Here is a 26,759-nt window from a genome sequence, read left to right as displayed (position 1 = left end):
GCTTCCCGAAAGGAAGCCCCACTCTTGTCTTTTGTGCCGCGTTATTTTTACGCCGACGGGATCGGAGACTCGATCCTTCCGGGGTAGGCCTCCAGTCCGGCCTTGAGGATGTCCATGGCCTTGGCCAGGTCCTCGTTTTTAAGCACGTAGGCGAGACGGGCCTCGTTTTTACCCAGGCCGGGAGTGGCGTAGAATCCGGCCGCCGGGGCTACCATGGTGGTCTCTCCGTCCACGTCGAAGTTCTCGAGCATCCATATGGCGAACTTCTCCGCGTCGTCCACCGGCATCTTTATGACCACGTAGAAAGCTCCCTTGGGTTCCTCGCATATGACCCCCGGCATCTCCTTGAGAGCTTTATAGAGGGTGTTTCTCCTCTCCTGATACTCGGTGTTGACCTCGTTGAGGTAGCTTGCGGGAGTACCGTAAAGAGCCGTGGCTCCGACCTGTTCGAGAGTGGGAACGCATAGCCTGCCCTGGCAGAGCTTCATGACCTGTTTGGAGAAGTCCTTGTTCTTGCAGGCCAGGGATCCGATCCTGGCTCCGCAGGCGCTGTACCTCTTGGAGACCGAGTCGACTATGACCACTCGATCGGCGATCTCCGGAAGGTTGCCGAAGCTGGTGTATTTCAGACCGTCGTAGACGAACTCGCGGTAGACCTCGTCGGCGATTATGGTCATGTCGTGTTTTCTGACGATCCTGGAGAGCATGTCCATCTCGTCCCTGGTGTAGATGACTCCTGTGGGGTTGCCGGGGTTGCTGAGCACGATGGCCCTGGTCTTGTCTGTTATATTCTTTTCGATCTCTGCTTCCGAGGGGAGGTGGAAGCCCTCTTCCGCCTTGGTGGTTATGGGCACTACCTTTACGTTGATGGCCCTGGTGAAGGCGTTGTAGTTGGCGTAGAAGGGCTCGGGAACCATGACCTCGTCGCCGGGATCGCAGAGGGCCATCATGGCGAACATAAGGGCCTCGCTGCCTCCGTTGGTGACGAGGATCTCGTCTGGATCGAAGTGCATATCGTAGGTCTTGTAATAGGCCGCTATCGCCTCTATCAGTTTTGGATCTCCCGGAGAGGTGGCGTAGGCTATTACCTCCTGGTCGAACTCTCTGATGCTCTTGAGGAACGACGGGGGCGTGATTATATCGGGCTGTCCGATATTGAGGTGATACACCTTCTTTCCCTTTGCCTTTGCCGCGTTTGCTATGGGTACCAATTTTCTTATCGGTGATTCCTGCATTGCGTTGATGCGATCAGAGAACCTCACGGACAACATCTCCTCCTGAAAAAGATAGTTTTGAGATTACCCGGGTTCATGATACCATGGAACCGGTCGATTTTATATTGCGAATAATTGGTCTTGCGGTAGAGCTTTGAAGATTGTCTATCAGGGCCTTATTTAGCGGTATTGGTCGATCTAGTTATGCAATATACTGTATACCTGACCTGGCAGAGAGGTCTTGACGGAGGTGGTAGGAACAGGGACGATATGGAATCGAGTAACCTTGTCGTGTGAAGAGTGTCGAGCGATTTATCGATAATGCGTGCGAGGAGGTATCAGTCTTTATGGAAGCAGTAATGAGGATTAATGGAATAGTCAACGGTTTTGTGTGGGGGCCATGGACTCTCACCCTTTTGGTCGGTACCGGCATATACCTGACGATCATCCTAGGTGTGCCGCAGATTCGTTATTTCGGTTTTATGTTCAAAGAGGTTATAGGGCGTCTCGGCAAGAAACAGGAAAAGACGGAGGGCTCCATCTCGTCCTTCTCGGCTCTGGCAACCGCCTTGGCCTCCACGGTCGGCACGGGCAACATAGCCGGCGTCGCCACGGCTCTTCACCTCGGAGGTCCGGGAGCCCTGTTCTGGATGCTCATCTCCGCGGTATTCGGCATGACCACCAAGTTCGCCGAGGTCACGTTGGCGGTCCACTTCAGGGAGAAGGACAGCAACGGACAGTGGAGGGGCGGCACCATGTACGTTCTCGAGAAGGGAACGGGACAGAAGTGGCTCGCGTGGCTCTTCGCCTTCTTCGCTTCCTTCGCGTCCTTCGGCATCGGTAACGCCATCCAGGCCAACTCCACCGCCGAAGGCCTCGCCCTGGGCTTCGGAGTTCCCCATCTTGCCACAGGTATAGTTCTGGCCATACTGACCGCCGCCGTCATAATGGGCGGAATCAACGGGATAGCCAGGGTCACCACCTATCTGGTTCCCTTCATGGCCATCTTCTACATCATAGGTGCTCTTATAACCGTCGGAGTCAACGGAGCCAACGTGCCCGCCGCCTTCGGCAGAGCCATCAAGTACGCTTTCTCCGATCCCATGGCCATGCCTGGAGCCATCGCCGGATGGAGCATAAAGATGGCCCTCACCAAGGGACTCGCCCGAGGGGTCTTCTCCAACGAGGCCGGTCTCGGATCGGCTCCCATGGTCCACGCCGCCGCTACGGTAGATCACCCCGTTCGCCAGGGCGTCTACGGCCTCTTTGAGGTCTTCACCGATACCATAGTCATCTGCACCCTCACCGCTCTTGCCATCCTCACCACCAGCTCCCTGGTCGGGCAGCCTGAGCTCACGGGAGCCCAGCTGAGCCTAACTGCCTTCCAGGAGGTTCTGGGACAGACGGGGGTCATGATACTTTCCACTGGGCTTGCCCTGTTCTCCTTCTCCACGATCCTGGGCTGGTACTGGTATGGCGAGACCAGCGTCACCTATATCCTCGGAGACAGCAAGCCGGTCATAATGGGCTTTAAGGTCATGTGGATCCTGGTTCTTCTGGTCGGAGCCTCCGGCGGTGGCGGCAAATTCCTGTCCAACATCTGGAATATGTCTGACACCATGAACGGCCTCATGGCCATACCCAACCTCATAGCCTTGCTTTGGCTCTCCAACGAGGTGAAGAAGCTCGTCAAGGACTTCGACGACAAGCGTCGCAAAGGAATTCTGGAGTAACGTATAAAAAGCGAATCTCGGGGCGAGGTGTCCGCTGGACACCTGCGCCCCTCTTTTGCGTAATTTTTGTCTTTTGAGGAGGCGGTTATCGGTGAACTACAGGCCGAGCCGGATGGAGGTAAGCCTCGATAATCTGGCTTTCAACTACAGGTCGATCAAGAACCACGTCGGTCCCGAGGTGCAGCTCATATCGGTTATAAAGGCCGATGCCTACGGTCATGGTGTGATGGAGGTCGCCAGACGTCTGTCCTCGGAGGGGTGTCAGCGGTTCGCCGTCGCTACGTCCGACGAGGCCTTCGCCTTGAGGGACGGCGGGGTGGGAGAGGCCCTTCTGATCATGGGGCCCACGTCCTACGCCTCAGCGGGTGAGTTGGTGCGACGGAACGTAGCGGTCGCTCTCACCGATATGGATATGGCCAGATCCCTCTCCAAGGCCGCCGAGAGCGAGGGAACCCCGGCCTATGTGCACCTCAAGGTCGACTCGGGAATGGGACGAATCGGATTTCTTCCCGAGGAGGTCCCGGCTATCTTGGACGAGCTGATAGCCCTTCCGGGGGTCGTGGTGGAGGGGCTCTTCACCCATTTCGCCACCGCAGACGAGAGACGACTGGACTACACCGAGTCCCAGTACCGCCGATATCTGGACGTGTTGGCCATGTTGGAGGACAAGGGAGTGAGGATTCCCGTCAGACACGTCTGCAACAGCGCCGGAACGTTGAATTCTCCGGAAAAGCATCTGGACGCCTGTCGTCCCGGGGTGATCCTGTACGGAATGTGGCCCTCGGGGGATTGCATCAGGCCTATAGAGCTCAAGCCGACCTTCGAGGTCAAGACAAGCATAGCCATGATAAGAAATCTGCCTCCGAGAAGCGGGGTCGGGTACGGACTCAGATATATGACCAGGGGCGACGAACGTATAGCCGTTTTGCCCATAGGCTACGCCGACGGCCTCTCAAGAGCCTTCTCCATGAGGATCCAGATGCTCGTGAAGGGAACCAGGGTTCCCCAGGTCGGCAACATATGCATGGATCAGACCATGATAGACGTGACCGGTCTGGACGTCTCGGTCGGAGACGAGGTTGTTATAGTGGGATCTCAGGGAGACGAGATAATAACCCCGGACGAGCTTGCCGGAGCGAGACATAACACCATAAACTACGAAATTCCCATAATGTTCAGCAAGCGGATCCCCCGTGTGTATGTATAGCTGCGGGGCTTTTTTGAATATTGAAAATATATATTCTTGATATTTTTTGATCAAATTGCGGGATACGATTGGTATTGCCACCCAAATGGTGTTAATATCATCAAGGATTGTGGTCACCTTGCGACCTAAGAGGTCGCATATTTTGCAGGAGGTGTATTTTCATGGCAGTGGTGAAACGTACTTCCGATAACGTACTGCTCGATACGGCCCTCAAGAACTTTTACGCCGCGACGGAGGAGATGGGACTCGAGGACGGACTGGTAGAGATTCTCAGCCGTTCGGAGAGAAAGACCTGCGTCTCTATCCCGGTCGAGATGGACGACGGGACGATCAAGGTCTTCGACGGATTCCGCGTAGCTCACTCCTCGGCGGTAGGACCGGCCAAGGGTGGCGTTCGCTTCCATCCCGAGGTGTGTCTTGACGAGTGCGAGGCTCTGGCCTTCATGATGACCTGGAAATGTTCCCTGGCCGGTATCCCTTACGGCGGAGGCAAGGGTGGAGTCTGCTGTAACCCCCTCGAGATCTCTCCCAAGGAGAAGGAGCGTATCTGCAGGACCTTCGCCGCTCGGATCGAGCCGGTCGTAGGAGCCTGGACCGATGTTCCCGCCCCCGACGTCAACACCGGTGGACAGGAGATGGTATGGTTCATGGATACCATCAGCAAAATGCGCGGACGCCTCGAGCCGGCGATCTTCACAGGCAAGCCCATCCCTCTGTGGGGGTCCAAGGGCCGTAACGCCGCTACCGGACTGGGAGTGGCCACCTGTGCCATAGAGCTGATGAACGCACTCGGAAAGCCGGTCAAGGGTGCCACCGTGGCCGTTCAGGGCTTCGGAAACGTCGGAACCTTCGCTGCCTTGACGATGATAGACGCCGGAGCCAAGGTCGTAGCCATCAGCGACATCACCGGAACCTACTATTGCAAGGACGGTCTGGACATCAACAAGGCCTTCGACCATGTCTCCAACCATCCCAAGAAGCTTCTCGAGGGATTCGAGCAGCCCGGTCTTGAGAAGAGGGATCTCGCTGCCCTCGTTACGACCGAGTGCGACATCCTCTTGCCCTGCGCTCTCGAGGGAGCCATCAACGGTAAGAACGCCGACGAAGTCAAGGCCAAGTACATCGTAGAGGGGGCCAACGGTCCCATCACTCCCGATGCGGACGCCGTCCTCGACGGTAAGGGAATCCTGGTCGTTCCTGACTTCCTGGCCAACTCCGGCGGAGTCATCGGGTCCTACTTCGAGTGGTGTCAGGACCTGGGCGGATTCTTCTGGACTCAGGAGGACTACAACAACCGTCTTCTCAGGATCATGAAGGACAACTTCAAGACGGTATGGGACTACTCTCAGAGCAAGAACGTCAAGATGCGCAGAGCCGCCTTCATGGCAGCCATCCAGCGTGTCGCCGACGCCGTAAAGATGAGAGGCGTGTTTATGTAGAACCGAATATAAAGTTGTTTAAACGAGGCCGATCGATTTTTCGATCGGCCTCGTTTTTTCGTTTTTCGGGGTTGACGTATGGAGAGATCAGCTTTATAGTATCAATAATCGCTACTGATATTGATAGGAGGCTGTCATATGTATCGTATAGGAGACAAGATCGAGGATATCAAGACTAACGCTTTTCATCAGGGAGACCTGAAGGAGATAAAAATGTCCGATTACGAGGGGAAATGGAGGGTTTTGTTCTTCTATCCCGCCGATTTTACCTTCGTATGTCCCACCGAGCTGGGCGAAATGGCCGATTACTACGATAAATTCGTGGAGGAAGGGGCCGAGATCTTCAGCGTCAGTACCGATTCAGAGTTCGTCCATATGGCCTGGCACGAGGCATCTCCGACGATCGCCAAGATTCGTTTCCCCATGTTGGCCGATCCCAGCGGCAAGATAAGCAGGGATTTTGGGGTATACTTGGAGGACGATGGAGTAGCCCTTAGAGGGACCTTCGTGATCGATCCTCAGGGGGTGCTGAAGGCGGTGGAGATACACGATCTCGACATCGGAAGAAGTGCCAAGGAGGCTCTCAGAAAACTCCAGGCCGCCAAGTTCTCCGCCGCTCACGGTCAGGTCTGTCCCGCAAGCTGGGAACCCGGTGACGAGGGAATGGTCCCGGGCAAGGATCTTGTAGGAAAAATATAGGAGGAGATGGTATCATGGGTTCCGAGGAAAAAATTCTGGAGGCTCTTTCCGAGAAGGCCATGAAAGCCGGAGAGATTGCCGAATTTGTCGGCCTGGACAAGGACGACGTATCCAAGACGTTGAAGACCCTTAAGGCTAAGGGCAAGGTGATATCCCCCAAACGCTGTTATTACGGACTACCGGAGTAGGTGATTTTGTGGCCATGCAGAGAAGATCAAGACAGAGGGACGCCATACTAAAGGTCCTTGAGATGGAGGGGGTTCACCCTACCGCCGAGGACGTCCTCTTGGAGGTCCGCAAGGAGATCCCCAACGTAAGTCTCGGGACGGTCTACAGGAATCTGGACCAACTCTGCGAGGCCGGAATGATCTGGAAGGTCCAGGTAGAGGGGGAGCCCTGCCGCTACGAGGGCAACCCGGACAGGCATCTTCACGCTGTCTGTCCCTTCTGCGGCGAGATAAGGGACGTCTGGCCCTCCGGGGATCCCGTATCCCGCGATTCGCTCCCGGAGGAGTTCGCCGAAGCGGAATACAGGCTTTTGCTGATATCTCCATGCAAAAAATGTCGTCGCAAGGATTTAAAACCCGCCGGCCCGACATAAGGGGGGGGCGGGCGCTTTTTCGTCGAGTTTTAAGGGTTCAATCTGTAGATGGTCCTGGGCCAGGGTATTACCTCTCTGATGTGATGCAGGCCGCATATCCAGGCTATGGTCCGCTCCAGTCCGATACCAAATCCGCTGTGGACGAAGGTACCGTATCTGCGAAGGTCGAGATACCATCCGTAAGAGTCCATGTCCAGACCGTCCGATTCCATCCTGGCGGTCAGTTTATCCAGGTCGTCCTCCCTCTGGGATCCTCCGATGATCTCTCCGTATCCCTCCGGGGCCAGCAGGTCGGCACAGAGCACGGTCTCTTTGTCGTCGGGGTTTTCCTTCATGTAGAACGCCTTGGCCCCCTTCGGGTAGCACTCGACGAAGACGGGTCTGTCGTACTGTTGGGTCAGTATCGTCTCGTCCTCCGCTCCCAGATCGTCTCCGAATTTTATGGAGCTTCCCAATTCGTTGAGCTTCTTCACCGCGTCCCTGTAGGAGATGCGGTAGAACGGTCCTTCGAGAACCGTATTGAGGGGGGAGATGTCTCTTTCCAGGAGGGTCAGCTCCTCTTTGCAGTGTTCCAGCACCTGTTTCACCGTATAGCTTACCAGGGCCTCCTGGAGGTCCATGTTGTCCTTGTGGTCGTAATAGGCCACCTCGGGTTCCAGCATCCAGAACTCGGTGAGGTGTCTTCTTGTCTTGGATTTCTCCGCCCTGAAGGTGGGGCCGAAACAGTAGACCTTCCCGTAGGCTGCTGCTGCCGCCTCAGCGTACAGCTGTCCCGTCTGGGCCAGATAGGCCTTTTGGTCGAAGTAGTCCAGCTCGAAAAGGCCGGACGCTCCCTCTCCTATGGCTCCGGTTATTATGGGGCTGTCCACCAGGAGGAAGTCTCTGTCGTGGAGGAACTGTCTCCAGGACCAGACTATCCTCTCCCTGATCGTCATGATAGCCCTCTGCCTCTGGCTCCTCAGCCAAAGGTGGCGGTTGTCCAGCAGGAAGTCCACTCCGTGGTCTTTCTTGCCTATGGGATATTCATCGGTTGGGTTGTGGTTTGTCTTTATGCTCGTGACGGTGAGCTCCACTCCCGACGGGGCTCTGTCGTCGGACCTGACCGTCCCGGTTATCTCCACCGATGCCTCCATCCAGAGTTTCTTGGCTGCTTCGAAGTCCTCCGGGGAGACCTCTTTTTTTACCATGACGGCCTGTACGAATCCCGAGCCGTCCCTTATCTGGAGGAAATGTATCTTTCCTGAGCTTCTCTTGTTGTACATCCATCCTCTGATAGTAACTTCTTCCTCAACGTGTTGCGGCATGTCCTTGATAGCGATCCACGGCGTTGCCATAAGCGAGACCTCCTCGTCGGATTTCGATCTTCCCGAAATAGGGCACGTATATGATACACTAAGTTTGAGATTTCATTTTGCAATGGTGGGAGGGGTTCCGTTGGATCTACCTAGACTTCTTATAGCCGATGAACGGAGAGAGGGGACGATTCCTCCTGGTATAGTGGTTGCCGCCACGTTGAAGTCCCTTGGGGTTCCCCTGAGGCTTTTTTGCGGCTGTATGGACGAGAGCTATATCAGGATGTTGTCTCTCGGTTGCGATCAAGAGGTGTTCTCTATCGATCCTTTTCAGTTTCGGAGCGAGGCGGACCTTCGCCTTTTCTTCGGCACCGCCGCCAGGAGCGATAGCCTCAATCTAGTGTTGTCCCCCTTGGGGTCGATGGTTTCGGAGGATCGTATGTCGTTGGATAGAGGCACCGCCGATTTGGCCCGAATGTTGGACGTAGGGCTGGTGGCCCTTCCCCATGCCAACCCGGTGGCTTCTCTCAGTTCAAGGATAATGAAGGGCGTCTACGAGGACCTGAAGGACGGGGAAGTCGAGATGTATGGGGTCCTTTTTTCCTCGGTCCTGAATCCGAGGGAATACCAGTTGTTGGAGGTCGAGCTTGGCAGGATGGTCCCATCGATGTCCCTCGGTTATATACCTCGTTATATGGAACGTCGATCTCTATCTCTGGTGGAGCTTTGCTCCGATCCCAGGGTGGCCCAGCCGATAAAGACCCTAGGGCATCAGCTCAAGGGAATGACCGGACAGATCGATTGGGAGCCCATCCTGGCCTTCGGGAAGCGTTCGATGGATATGTCCGTCCCGGATAGACGGATCGAACCGGTGGCAGGAAGCCCTCTAGTCGCGGTTATCACCGATCATTCCACCTCTCTTGGTGTGGACAACGATCTGCTTTTTTTCAGGACCATCGGCTGCAGGGTGGAACAGGTCCCTTTGCTTCAGGGTGCAATCCCCCCTGATGCCGCAGTGGTCTACGTGCCTCACGGTTTGCCCCAAGTGGCTATGAAAAGGCTTCAGCTGAACGAAAAACTGTACAATCAGATAAAGAGCATGCCTGCTAGGAGGGCCTTCGCCTTGATCAACGGTGGTTTATCCGCTCTGTGGGGTAGATGGTATGCGTTGTCCTCCGAACCCAGAGACCGAATGCCCGGCTTCAACGTCATGGAGAGCGAAGGTTTTGTCCTGGGACCTCGTTTCAAGGGGACCGGAGTTCCTGTCGAGATGGTCCCTTTCGAGGGGGGGGGCACGAAGGTTCTGCCTCTCGACGAAGGGGATAAACTGAAAGGTTTCCTTCCTGATTACATGAAAAGTGCCTTGGGCGTCCCCGGACGGGGTATGTGTGGTTGGTCCGTCAAAGACCTCGTAGAGAAAGAGCCTCTGGGAGAGGCCGGGTGGAAGATCGGAGAGGTCGTCGGTAGCCATGCCAGGGTGGAGCTTTGGAGCTGCCCTGAGGTTATCAAACGATGGATAAGGCAGGTGGGACGATGATGGAGGGGCCATCTCGCATAGAGAACAGGGTGTCCGAGGTATGGAATGACGGCGATCCTGTCTTGTGGTGGAACGGTGACTGGATGACCGCCGGGAGGCTGTTCGAGATGGCCGACGGTTCCCAAAAGGTCCTGTCCGATGGTGGTTTTCGAAGGGGCGACAGGCTAATGGTGCTGATGCCCAACTGTCCTGCCCTGTTAGCCTTGTCCATCGCCTGTTGGCGTCTTGGGGGCACGGTCGTTCCGGTCAATCTCCAGGCTGGACAGGAGGCACTTCTGTCCTCTATCGATGCGGTAGAGCCCTGTGCTATCGTGGTAGAAGGTTCCTTGAAGGGCTCTTTTTCCTCTCTTTTGGAGAGTTCCGTGCCGGTTTTTCCGGTGGGCCTGGAGGCCCCCCTAGGCGAGTTTCGGGGAATAGACGTCCCGACCTCGGAGGACCATGTCGCGTTGCTTTTTTCGACCTCTGGGACGACCGGACGTCCTAAGGTCGTGCCTGTCTCACACGAAAACGTCCTGAGCGACATGGATCAGGCCCTGAAACAGGTGTCGGAGATCTCTGACGGCGAGGTCTTTCTCAACGTCCTTCCGAATTTTCACACCCTGGGATTCATAGTTAGTGGCCTTCTGCCTCTGCTTTTCCGATTCCGTCAGGTGATTCTTCCCTCGTTCATGCCGGTCGACAGAACCTTGAAGGCCATAGAAGCCTCCGGAGTTACGGCGATAGTCGCGGTTCCCACTATGTTGAGGTTCATGGTTGCCGCCGGTTTGAGGGCGGGAATGAACTTTCCCTCGGTTCGTCTGGTCATAAGCGGAGGCGATCGTTTTTCCGTAGATCTCGATTCCCGGGTAGAGAAGGTTTTCGGGGTGCCGGTTCTGGAGGGTTACGGGTTGACCGAATGTTCCCCCATATTGGCGGTAAATCCCTCTTACGAGGCCCGTAAATTAGGCACGGTCGGTCCCGTCCTGGGCGATCTGGAGTGGCAGATCCGCGGCTTGGACGGAGAGGTCAAGGAGGAGGGCGAAGAAGGTGTCCTGTGGGTCAAAGGCCCTTCCGTTGTCTCGCGTTATTTCAGGAATCCCGAGGTGTCGGTCGAGAAATTCGTCGACGGTTGGTTCAATACCGGTGACGTGGTATCAATGGACGGCGATGGATACGTCAGGATAATGGATAGGGCTGGGGACATGATAATAGTGGGAGGTTTTAACGTCTATCCTCAGGAGGTCGAGGCGGTGTTGGCCTCTTATGCCGGGGTAAGAGAGGCCGCCGTTGTCGGGAAGAAAAATTCCTTCAGCGGTCAAATTCCCTATGGCTACGTGATATTGGATCCCGAAGCCTCTGTGACATCGGCGGAGCTGATCTCTTACTGCAAGGGACACCTAGCCCATTACAAGGTTCCTCGGAAAATAGAGATGGTGGAGGACTTCCCCAGGAACAGTCTGGGCAAGGTGCTGAGGAGGGCTCTCCGGGATGACTTGAATCGAGGAACGAGATAAGGGGCAAGGGGAACGAATTTAACGGGAGACCGGTTTTACGCCTCGGTCTCCCGTTTTCTGCCCTATAGCCCCAGTGCTCTTATAGCGTCCTCCACGTTGGAGAATCGGAACTCGGCGTCCTTCAACATAGTCCCTATCGCCATGAAGTCTCCTCTGCCGAGGGCCCTTAGGGATGCTCTGTCGCTGGCTGTATCGCCGAAGAAAAGGGGCCATTTTCTGTCCAACCTCCTACACAGCAGATCCAGCCCCTCCGGAGACGGTTTTTTTATCCCGTCGTCGGAGCATATGGCCATATCTCTAGGAAAGTCCTCCCAGCCCAGAACCTCCAGAGCCAGGATAAGCTCCTTTCTGGATCTTCCGGTGTATATGCCTACTGGAAGAGGGATCTTTCCCCAATGACGTTTTATCATGGGAGTCTCCTCTCGCCAGAAGCCGGAGTCATCCTGTTTTTTTGGCTCTCTGCCCAGAAGCTCCCTGGTCTTGTCCGAGCCGAAGTAAAGTTCCTCGCAACATATTCTGGTCTCGTCATATGGAGCGGTCGAATTCAGGTTTTCCTCCATCCAAGCTATCAGGGTAAGCCCCGAGGTCTCTACCTTTTTCATCGTTTCCTCCCATTCCCAGGGAGAGGGGAAACTCTCCTCCAGGCTTTCTTTTCCCTTGGATGCTGCCAGAGAAACGAGACCCCAGCAGATATCGTAGTCGTCGTTCAGCAGCGGGAATTGTTTGGACGTCTCGAAGTGGCGTTGAGAGAAGGGAGTTACGTCGGATCTTCTTCCGAGGAGGTCCTTCCATATCCTGGGAATTGCTGTTTTTATGACTTTTGGAAATGATTTATCTGTGTTCATTAAAACGCCGTCCACGTCAAATATGATGCAATCGGCCTTTAGTGGTGATAGAATAGACATGAAAAACCTCCAAGGTATAGAGAATGAGTACCTATTTTAAGGCTACCAAACCGAGGTGGCAAGGGTCAAACCACCTTTTAGGGTCAAGAGAGGTCTTAGCCATGATAGAAATACCGTTAAAAAAGAGCTCGACCGTTCCCCTATACCGTCAGATGTCCGATCATCTTGAGAAGATGATAAAAAGCGGTGCCTTTTCTCCGGGGGAAAGGCTTCCGGGAAGTCGAGGCTTTGCCAAGAGCCTGGGCGTCAGTCGAATGACGGTGATGGAGGCCTTCCGTCGTCTGGAGGACCTGGGATTGATAGTCCAAAGGGGACGAAGCGGGGCTTACGTCGCCGGTAACGTCGGGGAAAGGGAGAAGGTCAGGAGTCGTTCGTCTAGCAGGTTGACCTTGGCCGGCGAGCTGCCGTCTCGTTCTCTCATCCCGGCGGAGGAATTGGCCAGGATAGCCAAGTCGGTCCTCTACAGAAGGGGGGCGGATGTCCTGAGGGAAAATCCCACTGCCGGTATAGAGGAGCTCCGTAAAGCCTTGGTGGTCCATGGCGCTTCCAGAGGGATCCCGGCGGATTGGCAGGATGTTTCGGTTACCTCAGGCGGTCGTCAGGGATTGGCCGTTTCCTTCGGGGCTCTGAAATCCGCCGGAGTATCGGAGATCCTGATGGACGGGCTGAACTATCCCGATGCCTGGAACCTCGCCATGGCGGAGGGGCTTTCCGTCGTTCCCTTTTCCCGTCCCGGAGATCCCAGGGGGGACATGGAGAGTCGTTCCTCCCACACGGCCCTGTATCTGGTTCCCAGTTTTTCCAACCCCACCGGACATACCATGGACGGATCCATCAGGGAACAGGTCCTGGCACTGTCCCATAGAAAGGGAATGTGGATAGTGGAGGACGACGCCTACGGCGAGCTTCGTTACGGCGATTCAAGCGTCCCCGCTCTCAGAGCGATGGATGACGGGAAAAGGTTGATATATCTGGGATCCTTCAGTCAGGCGCTTTTTCCCGGAATACGTCTGGGCTATTCCCTGGTTTCAGGAGAGATAAGAGGTCGTTTTCTCCGTTCCCTTGCGGAAAGAGGCGGACCGGCTTCGTCTCTGGTACAGCACGTTTTGGAGAGGTTCATCGTTTCCGGCGGTCTGGAGGAGGCTCTGGAAAGGGCCAGACTTGAGATGGCCTGTAGGATGAGATCTCTCTGTACGTCTCTTGTCGCTTCGGGATTGGGCAGTTTTTCAATACCTCAGGGCGGCATCTATCTGTGGTTGAAGACCCCTGGCGTCAGTGGGAAGGATCTGGCTAGGCTGACCTCGGCCAGGGGGGTCGAGGTCGCCCCCGGAGATAGCTTTTCTCTGAAAGGCGAGGCGGTGGAGGCTGTTCGTCTCTCGGTGAGCGATATCTCCTTAAACGATATCCCTGAGGCGGTGAAGGTCATCGCCGAAGCGTGGAGAGGTCAGTCTTCGTCTTTGAAGTAAAGGTGAATGGACTTTTTCCAGAGCCATAGGGCGGCTACCGCCGTTGTAGTCCCTCCGGCAAGACCCCATACGATGTAGTCTATCCGTCCTCTTCCGATCAGAAACCCTCCCATGCCGGCTAAAGCGTAGCCGTACAGCACGACGGTGGTGATGGATAGCAGGAGAACGATTATGCGCAATGCGGTTCCTCCTAACTGTAGGCGACCTCTAAAAACGCAGGTCTTTCGAGGGGTTGTCCAGCTCGGCCCGAACGAGACAGGGCTCATGTGTAACAACCTATCGGAGAAGACTTGGATATGACTTTTTAGAGGTTCCCTATGGATGAAGAGTTTTTGTCGCAACAAACCACTATGATATCATACCCTTTAAAAGGGGGTAGCCTCATGGATTTCTTCGCAGCGGAGAAAGCCTGGGGCAGGGCATCTCTTTGCTCTTTTGGTTTATCGAGGTGAAATGCTGCTTAGGCAGAGGCGTAACCGAGCCCGGTAGAAAACCGTCGACTCCGATCGTCCAAGGACAGTCCTCCTGCTGCTTTGGGGATTTTCTACGACAGGGAATTCAGCGAATAGTGTCGATTGGTGCATGATCTCGACGGTTCCATTGTGTATTATCTCGATATCATGGTACTATTATAACGATTGTACAATCTGTGATACCGAACGGGGGGATAAAAGACATGAAGGAACCTCGGCTTTACACTACCTCTGCCGATTACGCTTACCAGGAGTTGAGACACAAGATAGTCACCAAGCAGCTTAAGCCCGGGCAGAGGCTTCCTGAGGTAAATATAGCGGTTCAGATGGGGGTGAGTCGGACTCCCGTTCGAGAAGCGCTGAGGCGTCTTTCCAGCGAAGGTCTGGTCAACATCATTCCCAACAGCGGAGCTCGTCTGGCTTCTCCTACCATAAAGGAGATGGAAGATACCTTCATAGTGAGGGAAAAATTGGAGTGTCTTTCCATCGCCATGGCAGCCGAGAGGTTGGGGGACCGTCATTTGAGACGACTGGAGGAGCTTGTCCTGGACGAGGTCAGAGCCGTCGAAGAGAGGAATTTAGAGGCCTATCTGGAAGCTTACGAGTGGTTCCACCGTACAATAGCCGATGCCGGGGGCAATAAGGTTTTGGCCGAGTTCGTGGGAAACATACTCGCCAGGACCAACGCCTATGTAGTCTTTTACGATCCGTTCTACGAACAGGACGAAAATCCCACCTTGGAGGAACACAGATCCATACTGGAGTCCCTGTCCCATCGAGACGGGGAGATCTCGGTAGCCCTTATGAGAGCTCATCTGAGGCGATCCATGTCCTGTCTGAAAAATCCGGACTCGGACGATTGATAGTTCGATAGAGGCGGGGACTGCCCCGTCTCTTTTTTTGTCAAAAACATCGTGCCATGAGAAAATAGACCGTCTTGAGGGGAAAAAAGAGACAGAAAGCTTGGATTTAGACCACATCGAATTGGAGGATTTTGCTATGAAAGATAGAAAGCTTCCCACATTGGATCTTAAAAGAGGTTATGCCCGTATCAAAGACGAGATCGATCAGGCGGTTAAAGAGGTGCTGGAGAGTCAGTACTTCATAATGGGGCCTCAGGTCTCCGGTTTGGAGTCCGACGTGGAAAAATATCTGGAGGTCCCGAGGGCTATCGGATGTGCCTCCGGCAGCGATGCTCTGGTGCTGGCCCTCAAGGCCCTGGACCTAAAACCGGGAGACGAGGTTATAACCACCCCTTACTCTTTCTTCGCCACGGCAAGCTGCATAACCCGTTTAGGGGCCACTCCTGTGTTCGCCGACGTGGATCCCGACAGCTACAACGTGACGGCTGAAACGGTGTTGTCCAAGGTCACCGAAAAGACCAGAGCCTTTATCCCGGTCCATCTTTTCGGTCAGATGGTCCACATGGAGGAGCTATCCAAGGAGCTAGAGGCCAGAAACGTAGCGATAGTGGAGGATTGTGCCCAGGCCTTCGGTTCCTGGAGATCCATCGACGGAACTCCTGTCAGGGCAGGGGCTTCCGGGGTTCTAGGCTGTTTCTCCTTCTTCCCTACCAAAAACCTGGGAGGCTACGGAGACGGTGGCATGGTAGTCTCCAGGGACCAGGAGATGGCGGACAGAATCGCTAAGCTCAGGGTTCACGGGGCTGGCTCTACCTACTTTCACGACGAGGTGGGTATGAACAGCCGGCTGGATGCCATCCAGGCTGCGGTGCTGAGGGTTAAACTTCATCATCTGGATAGCTGGAACGAGGAACGTCGCATCGCGGCCGACAGGTATAGGGTCCTCTTTGCGGAACACGATCTTCTGGGGATAGTCACCCCTCCCGGCGAAGACGAGGGGAACTACCATATCTACCACCAGTATGTTCCCAAGGTTATGAGGGACAGAGACCGCCTTCTCGAGCATCTGGGGTCGGAGGGCATCACAGCCAGGGTCTACTATCCTCTGTCTTTGCATATGCAGAGGTGTTTCAGTTTCCTGGGCTATGATAAAGGGGATTTCCCCGTATCGGAGAGCTTGACCGAGAAGACCATAGCCCTTCCTATATTTCCGGAGATCACCGAGGAGGAGCAGGAGTGGGTAGTCTCCACCATAGCCGCCTTCTACGGAAAAAAATAGCCGGGATTCGTCTGATGTAATTTGACCTTTTGCTTCGGATATGTAAAAATACTGTTGCCTCGGGAGACTCTCCGAGGGTATCATCGTCGAAGAAAATAAGCCCCCTCTGGAGGTGAGGACATGTTCCCCTTCTTTTTCGATCCAACGATGGTCTTGCTTCTGCCGGCTCTTTTGCTCGCCTTTTGGGCTCAGGCCAGGGTCAAGTCCACCTTTGCTCAGTACAGTCATGTGGCCTCCCGTCGCGGAGTTACCGGTTCGGACGTCGCCAGGGCTCTGTTGATGCAGTTCGGCCTGTCCGACGTGCCGGTTCGCCCTATTGCGGGAAACTTGACGGATCATTACGATCCAAGAAACAGGAGCCTTAGCCTGTCCGACTCGGTATACGGAAGCACCAGTATAGCGGCTATCGGCGTAGCGGCTCACGAGGTGGGCCATGCCATGCAGCACCAGGAAGGTTATATGCCTCTTCAGTTCAGAAACGCTATAGTTCCGGTCGTCAACATAGGCTCGATGGCGGCATTCCCGTTGTTTTTCATAGGACTCCTCTTCAGAGGGCAGATCTTGATGAACGTGGGAATAGTGCTGTTTCTGGGGGTGTTGATTTTTCATCTGGTGACCTTGCCGGTCGAGTTGGACGCCAGCTCGAGAGCTCTTAAGGTCCTGGACGGAACGGGAATGCTGGCTTCCGACGAGTTGGTAGGGGCCAGAAAGGTGCTCAACGCAGCCGCACTGACATATGTGTCGGCCACGGTGATGGCCGCGGCTCAGTTGATCCGGCTTTTGGTCTTGAGAAATATGTTCGGCGGAGACGATTAGCCCTCCGGTCGGACAGAAAAGGCTTTTCAGCCGGTAGAGGCTATACTAAGATAGGGTGGCCCTCCTGATTATGGAGAGGCCACCCTTTATCGTGTAGAGAGGAGGTCTCACAGTGCCCCTTTTGATAATACTGGCCCTGATGTTCTTCATGCCCTGGTTGGGGTTTATGCTGCTTTTGGTGGTGGGATTGTTTCTCGTGGTAATGATCCCCTTGGGATTTGCGGCGAGCTCTTTTTTCTGGGCCTTGGCCGGTCCGTCCCAGCTTTTCAAGATGCTTTTCGATAAAAAGGTCAGAAAGAACCACGCCCTGGAACACGCTACAGCGAGAGTTTTATCCTACAGAGGATATCCCGGTCTTGCCGGAGAGGCCGACGGCAGGGGGTTCAGCATCAGAGGTCTCCCCGATCCGTCGCTGGTGTTTGATGCCGCTAAGGAGGCCAGAGATCGCCTGGTCTCGGGAGAGTCGGAGCTTGCCATACATCCCCGATGCGGCACCACCGTGGTGGTCGTCAATACCCTTTCGTCCCTGATATTCATAGCGTTGTTGATCGCCACCGGGTCCATGAGTCTGCTTTCCGTTATATTGGCTCTGGTGGCGGCTCAGATTTTGGGCCCGTTGGTCAGCCCCTGGGTGCAGAGACACGTGACCACCGATCCCGACGTGAGGTCTCTTCGCGTTGCCGGTGTGGAACTGCGTTCGTCGAACAGAATGGTATTCGGTGCGGCCGTAAGAATGGCCGATTCCGTCTACGTCAGCACCGTCGACGACAGCGGAGTGATAGATGCGGAGGTCGTTTAAAGTGATCGAAAAAAGGAAAAGAGAGGGCAATCGGCCTCACGGAGGAATCGGTAGAGACAGAAAGGGATCTCGAAAGAACGCGAATGGAGGGGACAAGGGCCCTCTGAGAGGCATAGAGGCGGCTTTGGAGGTATGGAGAGAGGTTCGCAGAGGGCGCTTCGCCAGCGAGAGTCTGAGGTCCATCTCCGACAGGGTATCCGAGAAGGATCGTCCCCTGGCGGCTACCTTGGTGTACTCTCTGATACGGAGGGAGTCTCTCTGGAAGGAGATAGTGGGACGGTTCCTGAAGACCGGAAGCAGCGGGGTTTCTCCTGCGGTTCGCGACGCCTTGATGGTAGGAGCCGCCGGAAGCCTGGAACTTAGGACCTTCGAACCAAGGGTTCTGGTTAACGCCCTGGTAGAATGGACGAAGTGCCGGGACGAGAGGGGGGCCAGGGTAGTGAACGCCGTACTGCGTCGCATAGTAGAGGGCGGCCCCGAGATCCTGGCCGATATAGAACGCAGTGTCGCCTTTTCGGATCTTGCCATGAGGTCCGGGGTGCCCCTGTGGGCGGCGAAATCCTGGGAAAGCTCTTTCGGTAGAACCGAAGGACGTGCCCTGATAGAACTTCACTCTCAGCCCGTATCCCTGGCCCTGAGGGTCTCTCCGGGAGTCGACAGGTCCGAGGTGGTCCGACGTCTCGAGGAAGGGGGATTCCCCGCCGTCGAGTCTCCGGATCTGCCGTTTTCTATTCGGCTGGAGGGCACGGCACTGCCTACTGGATTGCCCGGTTACGACGAGGGCAAGATAACTCCTCAGAGCGAGTCCTCCATGGTTCCTCCTCTCGCCTTTATCGGAAGAGGAAAGTTCTCTCGTCTTTTGGATATGTGTGCTGGAAGAGGCGGAAAGACCGGGCAGCTCGCCCAGGCTTTTCCAGAAGCTTCCCTGGAGGGGTGGGATCTCTCTGGGCCTAGGATAAAGGCGGCGGTCAAGGAGATGAAGCGGCTGGGAATATCCGACAGGGTCAAATTCTCCGTCGGGGACTCTCTGGAACTGGCTCCGTCTTTCATCCCCGACGGGGTTCTTCTGGACGCCCCCTGTTCCGGTAGCGGTACATGGCGTCGTCACCCCGAGTCCAAATGGAGACTCTCTCAGGATGAACTGACACGCTATGGAGCTCTACAGGCTAAACTGCTGGGTAGGGCGCTGGATCTCGTTTCCACCGGGGGAACCGTGCTTTACTGTACCTGTAGCCTTTTCCGAGAGGAAAACGAACAGGTCGTCGCCAAGGCGATGTCCGTTAGGCCCGACGTCGTAGAGCTGGAGCCGCCTCATGAGCTTGTCTCTCGATGTAGAAAGGGCCGTCCCTGGGGCTATTACACATGGCCGGACAATCCCTGGACCGACGGATTCTACATGGCTCTGTTGACTGTTACCGCCTGAGGAGGTCGAGGTCTTTTATGAAAAAAGTCATCCGTTTGAGCTTGGTATTGGTGCTGCTGGCGATTCTTGGTTCCGCCGGTGCGGTCTTCTATTCGGTCTTTTTCGGCGGAGAGTCGCTGGTAGTTCCTCCTATGGTGGGGGCTTCCGTTCTCGACGCCGTGGATATGGTGGAACGCATGGGACTTCAGGTCAGAGTGGACCAGGAGGAATCTCTCGAACCGAGGGGTACGGTTATAGCCCAATGGCCTCAATCCGGCGTCAAGGTGAACAGCGAGAAGATCATCATTCTCAAGGTCAGCAAGGGCGGATACAAGAAAGCCCTGCCAGACCTGAGGGGAATGGAGTTCTCCAGGGCCACCGCGAAGCTTCAGGAGTTGGAGTTTCTCCTTGGAGACGTCATAAGGGTGGTGAACGACAAGCCGTCGGGAGTCGTGGTGGCTCAGAATCCGGCCGCTCCCGTGATGATAAGCCGTACCAGACCGGTTGCCCTTCTGGTCAGTATGGGGCCGGAGAAAAACAGCTCCGGTAGGGTAGTGGTTCCGGATGTTCTGGGAAAGGACGAAGAGTCCGCCAGAAAACTGGTCGCTCAGAGCGGTCTGTCCGTCTCGGTGGAGTACGTCTACACCCAGTCGTCGCCTCCCGGGATGGCCATATCCCTTAAGCCTAAGGCCGGAACCTCTCTGCCCTCGGGGGCCATCGTTACGGTGAAGGTCTCCACGATGAGACAATCGGTGAAACCACCCAGACCGACGGAAAGCGACAGCCCCGCTGCGTCTACCTCCCCGGCGGAGATAACCGTTCCCGGAAGTTCTACCCAGCCTGGAACCCAAACTACCGTTCCGGTTCAGCCCTCGAAGCCGTCTTCCGGAGGTGCCAGAATCGTCGTGGTTCCCGGAGAGGATGCCTCGGGGCCGAGGCCGGCTTCTGCGCCCGACGATGGCCAGTCTCAACAGGAACCGGCACAGCAGCGTCCCGAGACCCCTCCCGCAGCGTCGGAGCCCGGGAAGACGGCCAAGATCAGATATCAGGTGCCGCCTCTGACCAAGCCGCTGGAGTTGAAGATAGAGATTATCGACAAAAATGGAGCCAGGACCTTGGTCAATAAGGAGGTCTCTGGTGGAGAATATGTCTCTCTTGACGGAACCTACGCCGGAGAGGCCGCGGTTACAATATATCTCGGAGGAGAATTCGTATGGCAAGACAGATATCGCTAGATCCGGGGGACCTTAGAATAGCCCCTTCCCTGTTGTCGGCGGACCCTCTGGCCATGTCCGACAGCATAGTGTCGCTAAACGGAACCCACGATTGGCTTCACGTCGACGTGATGGACGGTCACTTCGTCCCGAATCTCTCCTACGGACCCGCATTGGTAGGGGCGCTGAGGAAGGCTTATCCCGACGAGATCCTGGACGTTCACCTCATGGTAGAGCCTCCGGAGTGCTTCATCGAGAGTTTTCTGGATAAAGAGCCCGATTTTCTCACGGTACACGTAGAGGCTACTCCCCATCTTCACAGGGTCCTGAGCCGTATAAGAGAGAGAGGAGCACGCCCCGGGGTTGTCCTTAATCCCGGTACCCCTGTTGATGCGGTGTATCCGGTACTGTCCATGGTGGACATGGTCCTGGTCATGTCGGTAAACCCCGGTTTCGGTGGACAGTCCTTCATTCCGGAGACGTTAGCCAAGCTCGTCGATCTCTGCAGGATCAGGGCATCGAGAAAGCTGTCGTTCCTGATAGAGATCGACGGAGGCGTCGGCGCCGGCAACATTGCTGAGATAGTCAGGTCCGGAGCCGACGTGGCTGTCATGGGCAGCGCCGTCTTTGGCACAGACGATCCGGAGAAAACGATAGGAAAGATCAGAGAAATCGCCTTGGAGGGATCAAAAATATGAAAGAATCCTTTGACGACGTCAGAGAACCAGATCGCTTCGACGACGTTAAGTCCGATAACAACGAGTCCTTGACATCTTTGGGAGACAAGCTCAGAGAGGAGAGAAATCGGCAGGGTTTTACCCTGGACTACGTGGCGGACGAGACCAAGATCCGAAAGTCCTATCTGGAGAACATTGAGCTCGGCGATATGGACGCCTTCAACGGGAACGTCTACCGTAGGGGATTCGTCAAAAAATATCTGGGCTTCCTAGGCCGTATGGATCTGTGGAAATCCTACGATATCCTTCTGGTGGAGGATATCAGCGATAAAAAGCCTGAAGCTCAATCGGCCCTGGGGGATTTCACCCCCCCTGCCAGAGGTTTTCGCAAGGGCTCCAGAAAAGGGGTCTTCCTGTTGCTGATGACGGTGATAGTCTCCTCTGGTTGGTACGTCTGGTCCAATAGGGAAGGCCTCCATGACGAAGTGGTCAGAATACAGGAGGAAAAGGTGGCCGAACAGGAGAAGAGAGAGGAGGAAGCCAAGCTCTTGTCAGCCAGGCAGAGGGAGATCGCCGCGGCCTCCGCCGACTTGGCCTCCTCCGATATCCCCGAGGTGACATTAGCCGTGTCCTCCGTGGATTCAGGGGTGTCATCGTCTCCTGTCTCGGTTGAATCGGACAGCCCGATCTTGACTATAAAGGCCCTGAAGGATTCCTGGATTCGCATAACCAGGGATGGCGAGAGAGTATTTGGAGGGACCCTCAAGGCCGGAGCTGTGTCCGAAGTGGAGGCCACCGGTCTCATACACGTAATATACGGTCGTCCCGAAACCTTGAGCGTAAGCTGGAACGGCAAGCGGGTCGATCCCTCCACCGAGGGGGCCGGGCCGGTGCACTTCGTCTACTCATCCGATGGAACCCAGAAAGTCATCACCTCCGATGAGGCGGAGGCCCTTTGGAAGGAGCCTAGCCGGCCCGTTCCTTCCGAAAAGGTCGAGAAGGAAGAAAAACCGGCTCCAGGGCCCAAAAAATTGCTTATAAGAGCCAGCAAGGGAGATTGTTGGATCAAGGCCACCAGAGACGGAAAGACCGTTTACGTCGGTACCCTTAAAAAAGGCGACCAGAGGGAGATGGATCTGACCTCCTCGATAAGGGTTACTTTCGGCAATCCTACCGCCGTGGCCGTATCCCTGGACGGCAAGGACGCCGGACGTCCAGGGACTCCCGGACGGGTCGGGCGAATTGTCTATGAAACGGACGGTTCCGTCAGAGACGTGTCCGAAGAATGAAAAAAATCCACATCCTCACGTTAGGTTGTCCTAAAAACTCGGTGGACAGCGAGGTGTTGGCCGATAGATTCGACCCGGGGAATTGGACGCTGGTCGACCGGGTGGAGGAATGCGATATAGCCATAGTCAACACCTGCGGTTTCATCCAACCGGCGGTGGAGGAGAGCATCGACGTCATCCTCGATCTGGAGGAGATGAAGGTCCAGGGGACATTGGAGAAAGTCTGCGTCGTCGGGTGTCTGGTCAACAGATACGGAGAGGACCTCAAAAAAGAGTTCCCCTCGGTCGACCTTTGGGCCGAGGCTGAGGACTGGGACTCCCTGGCGAGGGCACTAGGAATCGATTCGCCTCGACGAGGCCGACGGATTCTGACCGAATCGCCTTGGACCAGATATCTCAAGGTCGGCGAGGGATGCGATACCAGGTGTTCTTTCTGCACCATCCCCTCCATCAGGGGCCCTCTTAGAAGCAGGGAACCCAAGGATATCGTGGCCGAAGCGGTAAAACTGGTGGAAGAGGGAGCCAAGGAACTCTGTCTGGTGGGGCAGGATTTGACCGTTTACGGCTCGGATCTCTCGAAGCGAGGTTCCCTGTCCGGCCTTTTGGACGCTATGGAAGCCGAGCTCCCGGAGGATGTATGGCTCAGGCTTTTTTATCTCCATCCGTCAAGGGTCGACGAGACTTTCCTGGAGAGGGTGTTGGACAGCTCCAGGATATTGCCATGGCTCGACATACCGATACAGCACGTAGACGCCGATGTGCTTCGCAGGATGAATCGCCCTCCTGTGGAGGAGCATATCAGAAAGCTGTTTAAAACCGGACGAAGGATGTTCCCGGATTTCGCCTTCAGGACCACCATAATGGTTGGCTTCCCCGGAGAGACGGAAAAAGCCTTTCAGTCCTTGTTGGACTTCGTGGAGGACGTAGCCTTCGACCGATTGGGGGCCTTTACCTTCTGTCCCGAGGAGGGCACTCCGGCGGCTTCCATGCCGGATCAGATTCCTCAGGATGAGAAGGATAGAAGGTACGCCGAGTTGATGGAGCTTCAACAGGGCATATCCCTGACGAGACAAAGAGGGTTCGTCGGAAAAGAGATGGACGTTCTGATAGAAGAGGTGGACGAGGAGGACGGAACCAGATGGGGCCGATCCTTCAGGGACGCTCCCGAGATAGATGGTTTGGTGTCGATATCGGGAGCCGATGGCGATGTGCCTGGCGATATGGTGAAGGTCTCCATAACCGACGCCTCGGAATACGATCTCTTCGGGGAGAGGGTGCGTTCTGATGTCTAGTCCTGCGAAGGAAATACGGAGGGATTTTCCCTGGGCTCTATCCACACTTTTCGGCCTGGGCGGTTTCTCCTCCATGCCGGGTACTGTAGGATCCGCCGTATGCTGTCTGATCGTGATGCCGGTGGTATCGACCCCGTTGTTGCTCTTTCTCATAGTACTCTTCTCCGTTCTCGGAGTATGGGGAGCGGGAAAATACTCTAGGGATAGAGGGCTGTCCGATCCGTCGGAGGTCATAGTGGACGAGGCCGTCGGGGTGTGGATATCCATGCTCGGTCACGTCACCTCTGTGGCCGCCTCTGGCTATCTACTCCCAGCCTTGTTCCTCTTCAGGGTCTTCGACATACTCAAACCTATACCGGTCTCCACCGCGGAGAAACTTCCCGGAGGATGGGGGATAATGGCCGACGACGTCGTGGCAGGCGTATTGGCCAACCTGTTGCTGTGGGCTTTCAGATGGATATTCATAGGAGACGGTTTCGTCCGTCTTTTCGGGTGATCGACTTGTTCCCAGCGGATATAAAGGACCTGAGCCTACGGTTGAAGGAACTATGCGTAGACGGTAAAGTGAAGATAGCCCTCGCCGAATCCTGCACAGGCGGGCTGATAGGAGGGGCAATTACCGAGATAGCCGGAAGCTCCGCCTACTTTCAGGGAACCGCCGGAACCTACTCCAACGAAGCCAAGGAAAAAGTCCTGTCCGTATCTCCCGAGGTGATCGCGAAACACGGAGCAGTCAGTTCCGAATGTGCGGAGGCCATGGCGGAGGGAGCCTTGAGACTGTACGATGCGAATATGGCGATCTCCGTGACGGGTGTAGCTGGCCCGGATGGAGGATCGGAGGAGAAACCGGTCGGGACGGTGTGGTTCGGCGTCGCCGGAATCGGAAGGAGCCCCTCGTCTTTCAGGAAAAACTTCTCCGGAGGGCGTTCGTCCGTCCGTATGGAGACGGTCCGTGTCGCCCTGGAGACCTTGATATCCGAGTTGGGAGGCGTTTTAGCTTGACCGTCGTCAGGTCGTTCCTGGCTCTCCCGATTCCGGAAAAACTCCGAGTTCTCGCGGAAGATCTCGTCGTCCAGGGACGAAGGGAATTCAGGTCTCCCCGATGGGTCAGAGGGGAGCATCTCCACCTTACCCTCCGTTTTTTCGGAGAGATAGAGGTGAAAACCTACTTGAGACTGGCGGAAAACCTAAAGACCGCCTTCTCTGACGCCCCCTCGGTGGAGGGAATCGCCCTGGGGAAAGTCGGCTGTTTCAGGCGCAAGGGATCCATCTCCGTCATCTGGATGGCGGTGGAGGAGAGAGATCGTCAGGTTAGCCGGTTGGCGGAATTGGCGGAAAAAACGGCGGTCGAGGCCGGTTTATCGTCGGAGAGACGCCCTTTCAGGCCTCATATGACCCTGGCCAGGTGTAACGGCCGAAGAGAGGACATAGTCGCCTACGACTGCATAAGGGAAAGATGGTCTCCTACACCCTTCCTTCCGGTGGAGAAAGCCCTTCTCCTGAGGAGCGAGCTGACTCCAACCGGTCCTATCTACTCCGTAGAAGGAGAATACCCACTTACAACACGACGAGGAGGTCGATGAAGTGGCGGCAAAGAAAAAGACAATGACCAGAGAGGATATCCTGGAGGTAGCCATAGACGACATCAGGAGCAAGTTCGGCGATGGCTCCATAATGCGTCTCGGAGACGATACTTTGGCAAACGTGGAGGTCATACCTACAGGCATTCTGCCTCTTGATGTAGCTTTGGGTATCGGAGGCTTCCCCAGAGGAAGGATCGTCGAGGTCTTCGGCCCCGAGGGAAGCGGAAAGACCACCCTGGCCCTTCACGCCGTTGCGGAAGCGCAGAAAGCGGGAGGGGTAGCGGCGTTTATCGACGCCGAACACGCTCTGGACCCCAGGCTGGCCCAGTCTCTAGGCGTCAACGTGGCCGATCTCTACATAGCTCAGCCGGACAGCGGAGAACAGGCACTTTATATACTGGAGACCCTGGTTAGAAGCGGAGCCGTAGACATCGTGGTGGTGGACTCGGTAGCAGCTCTGACCCCTCAGGCGGAGATAGACGGCAAGATAGGCGATACCCAGGTCGGACTACAGGCTAGACTCATGTCCTACAGCCTTCGTCGTCTGACCTCGGCCATATCCAAGAGCAACAGCATAGTGGTCTTCATAAACCAGCTGAGGGCGACCATATCGACCGGATACAGCAGAGGCCCGTCGGAGACCACCACCGGAGGGAGAGCCCTCAAATTCTACACATCCGTAAGGATAGAGGTAAAAAGGGGAAAATCCGTCACAAAAGGGGACGACACCATAGGGCATGAGCTTTGGATAAAAGTGGTCAAGAACAAACAGGCCCCTCCCTTCAGGACCGCCCATACCACCTTGGTTTACGGAAAAGGCATCCCCAACAACATGTCTACGGTGGATATGGCCATAGACGCCGGGGTCATAAAGAGAAAGGGATCCTGGCTGGCCTATAAGGGCGAGACCCTGGGACAGGGCAAGGACAACGTGGCCAACTATCTGGAGGAACACCCGGACTTGAACGAAGAGATAGTCAAGGCCGTTCTGGACGAGGCGGCAAAGGGGCTTGGATTCGACATCGGAAAAGATCCGAAAGACTCCGACGAGGATATGGACCTGCCCTCTCCCGTAATAGACGTGGACGAAGAGGTTATGGATCTCGCGGTAGAGGACGAGGGGAACAGCGAAGAGGATAAGAAAGATCAGGATACAGTATAATCGGCCTTTTCTAAAAAGGGCTTTTATGTGTAAGTCAAGCGTGTATGTCAGGGGTGGTCTGGTCATTGTTCAGACTACCCCTTTTTTGTCCTGGTAAGTGTACTTATGGAGCTTGTTTTTTAAAATATATTCTTTTGGAATGCGTTGCGCTGCCGTGGGGCTTGGTGTATTATTCCTTCTGCGCCGCTGAGCCGGCCGCCTAGTAAGGCAGCCGTAACGTAGTGCGCGCGAACCTTGACAGCCGAAAATGGGGAAACAGAAAAGCGAAGCCAAGTGAATTTTATGGAGAGTTTGATCCTGGCTCAGGACGAACGCTGGCGGCGT

General features: G+C 55.5%; 26 protein-coding genes. 22 read left to right on the top strand and 4 right to left on the bottom strand.

Annotation, left to right across the window (positions count from 1 at the left end; translation table 11 throughout):
• Positions 1 to 47: 47 nt before the first annotated feature.
• On the bottom strand, positions 48 to 1,271 hold the full coding sequence (locus L2W58_RS12430) for a pyridoxal phosphate-dependent aminotransferase (RefSeq protein WP_236103736.1): 1,224 nt from the start codon (positions 1,269 to 1,271) through the stop codon (positions 48 to 50).
• Positions 1,272 to 1,561: 290 nt separating this feature from the next.
• Between L2W58_RS12430 and L2W58_RS12425 the strand changes: the two genes are divergently transcribed.
• The 6 genes from L2W58_RS12425 (at position 1,562) to L2W58_RS12400 (ending at position 6,893) form a co-directional block, all read left to right on the top strand.
• Positions 1,562 to 2,947 (top strand): alanine/glycine:cation symporter family protein, encoded by a 1,386-nt coding sequence (locus L2W58_RS12425; protein ID WP_236103735.1) that lies wholly within the window; start codon positions 1,562 to 1,564, stop codon positions 2,945 to 2,947.
• A 91-nt stretch (positions 2,948 to 3,038) separates the two neighbouring features.
• On the top strand, positions 3,039 to 4,154 hold the full coding sequence (alr, locus tag L2W58_RS12420) for an alanine racemase (protein WP_236103734.1): 1,116 nt from the start codon (positions 3,039 to 3,041) through the stop codon (positions 4,152 to 4,154).
• 161 nt (positions 4,155 to 4,315) lie between these two features.
• Positions 4,316 to 5,593, top strand: a complete 1,278-nt coding sequence (locus L2W58_RS12415) for a Glu/Leu/Phe/Val family dehydrogenase (protein ID WP_236103733.1) — start codon at positions 4,316 to 4,318, stop codon at positions 5,591 to 5,593.
• Positions 5,594 to 5,731: 138 nt separating this feature from the next.
• A complete protein-coding gene (locus L2W58_RS12410) occupies positions 5,732 to 6,292 on the top strand; it encodes a peroxiredoxin (protein ID WP_236103732.1) in 561 nt (186 codons plus the stop codon).
• A gap of 14 nt (positions 6,293 to 6,306) precedes the next feature.
• Entirely contained in the window at positions 6,307 to 6,480 is a 174-nt protein-coding gene (locus L2W58_RS12405; RefSeq protein WP_236103731.1) for a winged helix-turn-helix domain-containing protein, read from the top strand.
• A 14-nt stretch (positions 6,481 to 6,494) separates the two neighbouring features.
• Positions 6,495 to 6,893, top strand: a complete 399-nt coding sequence (locus L2W58_RS12400) for a Fur family transcriptional regulator (RefSeq protein ID WP_236103730.1) — start codon at positions 6,495 to 6,497, stop codon at positions 6,891 to 6,893.
• A 29-nt stretch (positions 6,894 to 6,922) separates the two neighbouring features.
• On the opposite strand, the gene asnS is transcribed toward L2W58_RS12400, so the two are convergent.
• A complete protein-coding gene (gene asnS, locus L2W58_RS12395) occupies positions 6,923 to 8,227 on the bottom strand; it encodes an asparagine--tRNA ligase (RefSeq protein ID WP_236103729.1) in 1,305 nt (434 codons plus the stop codon).
• A gap of 100 nt (positions 8,228 to 8,327) precedes the next feature.
• Here asnS and L2W58_RS12390 point away from each other — a divergent pair, with 100 nt between their 5' ends.
• Entirely contained in the window at positions 8,328 to 9,722 is a 1,395-nt protein-coding gene (locus L2W58_RS12390) for a hypothetical protein (protein ID WP_236103728.1), read from the top strand.
• Positions 9,722 to 11,215 (top strand): AMP-binding protein, encoded by a 1,494-nt coding sequence (locus tag L2W58_RS12385; RefSeq protein WP_236103727.1) that lies wholly within the window; start codon positions 9,722 to 9,724, stop codon positions 11,213 to 11,215. The genes L2W58_RS12390 and L2W58_RS12385 overlap by 1 nt, the downstream gene beginning before the upstream one ends.
• Positions 11,216 to 11,277: 62 nt before the next feature.
• Here the strand turns inward: L2W58_RS12385 and L2W58_RS12380 are convergent, their stop codons facing one another.
• Positions 11,278 to 12,120 carry an HAD family hydrolase gene (locus L2W58_RS12380; protein ID WP_236103726.1) on the bottom strand — a complete coding sequence of 281 codons (843 nt, stop codon included), beginning with the start codon at positions 12,118 to 12,120 and terminating at the stop codon, positions 11,278 to 11,280.
• 101 nt (positions 12,121 to 12,221) lie between these two features.
• Here L2W58_RS12380 and L2W58_RS12375 point away from each other — a divergent pair, with 101 nt between their 5' ends.
• Positions 12,222 to 13,586 carry an aminotransferase-like domain-containing protein gene (locus L2W58_RS12375; protein WP_236103725.1) on the top strand — a complete coding sequence of 455 codons (1,365 nt, stop codon included), beginning with the start codon at positions 12,222 to 12,224 and terminating at the stop codon, positions 13,584 to 13,586.
• Here L2W58_RS12375 and L2W58_RS12370 read toward each other — a convergent pair.
• Positions 13,565 to 13,765 carry a hypothetical protein gene (locus L2W58_RS12370; protein WP_236103724.1) on the bottom strand — a complete coding sequence of 67 codons (201 nt, stop codon included), beginning with the start codon at positions 13,763 to 13,765 and terminating at the stop codon, positions 13,565 to 13,567. The genes L2W58_RS12375 and L2W58_RS12370 overlap by 22 nt on opposite strands.
• 497 nt (positions 13,766 to 14,262) lie before the next feature.
• Between L2W58_RS12370 and L2W58_RS12365 the strand changes: the two genes are divergently transcribed.
• The 13 genes from L2W58_RS12365 to recA all read left to right on the top strand — a co-directional run bounded on the left by L2W58_RS12365 (position 14,263) and on the right by recA (position 26,435).
• The gene (locus L2W58_RS12365; RefSeq protein WP_236103723.1) at positions 14,263 to 14,922 is read left to right on the top strand and encodes a GntR family transcriptional regulator; all 660 of its coding nucleotides are present in this window, start codon (positions 14,263 to 14,265) and stop codon (positions 14,920 to 14,922) included.
• Positions 14,923 to 15,058: 136 nt separating this feature from the next.
• On the top strand, positions 15,059 to 16,201 hold the full coding sequence (locus tag L2W58_RS12360) for a DegT/DnrJ/EryC1/StrS family aminotransferase (protein ID WP_236103722.1): 1,143 nt from the start codon (positions 15,059 to 15,061) through the stop codon (positions 16,199 to 16,201).
• Positions 16,202 to 16,321: 120 nt separating this feature from the next.
• Entirely contained in the window at positions 16,322 to 17,017 is a 696-nt protein-coding gene (locus tag L2W58_RS12355; RefSeq protein WP_236103721.1) for a zinc metallopeptidase, read from the top strand.
• A gap of 112 nt (positions 17,018 to 17,129) precedes the next feature.
• Positions 17,130 to 17,816, top strand: a complete 687-nt coding sequence (locus L2W58_RS12350; RefSeq protein ID WP_236103720.1) for a DUF6391 domain-containing protein — start codon at positions 17,130 to 17,132, stop codon at positions 17,814 to 17,816.
• Between the two features lies 1 nt (position 17,817).
• The gene (locus tag L2W58_RS12345; RefSeq protein ID WP_236103719.1) at positions 17,818 to 19,239 is read left to right on the top strand and encodes an RsmB/NOP family class I SAM-dependent RNA methyltransferase; all 1,422 of its coding nucleotides are present in this window, start codon (positions 17,818 to 17,820) and stop codon (positions 19,237 to 19,239) included.
• Positions 19,240 to 19,256: 17 nt separating this feature from the next.
• Positions 19,257 to 20,453, top strand: a complete 1,197-nt coding sequence (locus tag L2W58_RS12340) for a PASTA domain-containing protein (RefSeq protein WP_236103718.1) — start codon at positions 19,257 to 19,259, stop codon at positions 20,451 to 20,453.
• Complete coding sequence (rpe, locus tag L2W58_RS12335; RefSeq protein ID WP_236103717.1) at positions 20,432 to 21,130, top strand: ribulose-phosphate 3-epimerase; 699 nt, start codon at positions 20,432 to 20,434, stop codon at positions 21,128 to 21,130. Before L2W58_RS12340 ends, rpe begins: the two co-directional genes overlap by 22 nt.
• The gene (locus L2W58_RS12330; protein WP_236103716.1) at positions 21,127 to 22,398 is read left to right on the top strand and encodes a helix-turn-helix domain-containing protein; all 1,272 of its coding nucleotides are present in this window, start codon (positions 21,127 to 21,129) and stop codon (positions 22,396 to 22,398) included. Before rpe ends, L2W58_RS12330 begins: the two co-directional genes overlap by 4 nt.
• A complete protein-coding gene (rimO, locus tag L2W58_RS12325) occupies positions 22,395 to 23,690 on the top strand; it encodes a 30S ribosomal protein S12 methylthiotransferase RimO (RefSeq protein WP_236103715.1) in 1,296 nt (431 codons plus the stop codon). The genes L2W58_RS12330 and rimO overlap by 4 nt, the downstream gene beginning before the upstream one ends.
• Positions 23,683 to 24,186 carry a phosphatidylglycerophosphatase A family protein gene (locus L2W58_RS12320; protein ID WP_236103714.1) on the top strand — a complete coding sequence of 168 codons (504 nt, stop codon included), beginning with the start codon at positions 23,683 to 23,685 and terminating at the stop codon, positions 24,184 to 24,186. The genes rimO and L2W58_RS12320 overlap by 8 nt, the downstream gene beginning before the upstream one ends.
• Positions 24,183 to 24,692: a CinA family protein gene (locus L2W58_RS12315; protein WP_236103713.1), complete on the top strand. Its 510-nt coding sequence runs from the start codon at positions 24,183 to 24,185 to the stop codon at positions 24,690 to 24,692. Before L2W58_RS12320 ends, L2W58_RS12315 begins: the two co-directional genes overlap by 4 nt.
• The gene (thpR, locus tag L2W58_RS12310) at positions 24,689 to 25,273 is read left to right on the top strand and encodes an RNA 2',3'-cyclic phosphodiesterase (protein ID WP_236103712.1); all 585 of its coding nucleotides are present in this window, start codon (positions 24,689 to 24,691) and stop codon (positions 25,271 to 25,273) included. The genes L2W58_RS12315 and thpR overlap by 4 nt, the downstream gene beginning before the upstream one ends.
• Position 25,274: 1 nt before the next feature.
• Positions 25,275 to 26,435 carry a recombinase RecA gene (gene recA / locus L2W58_RS12305; protein WP_338033092.1) on the top strand — a complete coding sequence of 387 codons (1,161 nt, stop codon included), beginning with the start codon at positions 25,275 to 25,277 and terminating at the stop codon, positions 26,433 to 26,435.
• Positions 26,436 to 26,759: the final 324 nt, after the last annotated feature.

It is taken from the genome of Dethiosulfovibrio faecalis (assembly GCF_021568795.1).
GTDB lineage: Bacteria > Synergistota > Synergistia > Synergistales > Dethiosulfovibrionaceae > Dethiosulfovibrio > Dethiosulfovibrio faecalis.
The sequence above is the reverse complement of the archived record's forward strand: the minus strand, read 5'-3'. Positions and strand labels throughout refer to the sequence as shown.

Excerpts from the sequence above, each read along its gene's own strand:
- L2W58_RS12415 (WP_236103733.1), top strand. The coding sequence starts at position 4,316 with ATGGCAGTGGTGAAACGTACTTCCGATAACGTACTGCTCGATACGGCC.
- asnS (WP_236103729.1), bottom strand. The coding sequence starts at position 8,227 with ATGGCAACGCCGTGGATCGCTATCAAGGACATGCCGCAACACGTTGAG.
- L2W58_RS12375 (WP_236103725.1), top strand. The coding sequence starts at position 12,222 with ATGATAGAAATACCGTTAAAAAAGAGCTCGACCGTTCCCCTATACCGT.
- L2W58_RS12400 (WP_236103730.1), top strand. The coding sequence starts at position 6,495 with ATGCAGAGAAGATCAAGACAGAGGGACGCCATACTAAAGGTCCTTGAG.
- L2W58_RS12355 (WP_236103721.1), top strand. The coding sequence starts at position 16,322 with ATGTTCCCCTTCTTTTTCGATCCAACGATGGTCTTGCTTCTGCCGGCT.
- L2W58_RS12365 (WP_236103723.1), top strand. The coding sequence starts at position 14,263 with ATGAAGGAACCTCGGCTTTACACTACCTCTGCCGATTACGCTTACCAG.
- L2W58_RS12385 (WP_236103727.1), top strand. The coding sequence starts at position 9,722 with ATGGAGGGGCCATCTCGCATAGAGAACAGGGTGTCCGAGGTATGGAAT.
- rpe (WP_236103717.1), top strand. The coding sequence starts at position 20,432 with ATGGCAAGACAGATATCGCTAGATCCGGGGGACCTTAGAATAGCCCCT.
- rimO (WP_236103715.1), top strand. The coding sequence starts at position 22,395 with ATGAAAAAAATCCACATCCTCACGTTAGGTTGTCCTAAAAACTCGGTG.
- L2W58_RS12425 (WP_236103735.1), top strand. The coding sequence starts at position 1,562 with ATGGAAGCAGTAATGAGGATTAATGGAATAGTCAACGGTTTTGTGTGG.
- L2W58_RS12340 (WP_236103718.1), top strand. The coding sequence starts at position 19,257 with ATGAAAAAAGTCATCCGTTTGAGCTTGGTATTGGTGCTGCTGGCGATT.
- L2W58_RS12360 (WP_236103722.1), top strand. The coding sequence starts at position 15,059 with ATGAAAGATAGAAAGCTTCCCACATTGGATCTTAAAAGAGGTTATGCC.
- L2W58_RS12330 (WP_236103716.1), top strand. The coding sequence starts at position 21,127 with ATGAAAGAATCCTTTGACGACGTCAGAGAACCAGATCGCTTCGACGAC.
- L2W58_RS12380 (WP_236103726.1), bottom strand. The coding sequence starts at position 12,120 with ATGTCTATTCTATCACCACTAAAGGCCGATTGCATCATATTTGACGTG.
- L2W58_RS12320 (WP_236103714.1), top strand. The coding sequence starts at position 23,683 with ATGTCTAGTCCTGCGAAGGAAATACGGAGGGATTTTCCCTGGGCTCTA.
- L2W58_RS12410 (WP_236103732.1), top strand. The coding sequence starts at position 5,732 with ATGTATCGTATAGGAGACAAGATCGAGGATATCAAGACTAACGCTTTT.
- L2W58_RS12430 (WP_236103736.1), bottom strand. The coding sequence starts at position 1,271 with ATGTTGTCCGTGAGGTTCTCTGATCGCATCAACGCAATGCAGGAATCA.
- L2W58_RS12405 (WP_236103731.1), top strand. The coding sequence starts at position 6,307 with ATGGGTTCCGAGGAAAAAATTCTGGAGGCTCTTTCCGAGAAGGCCATG.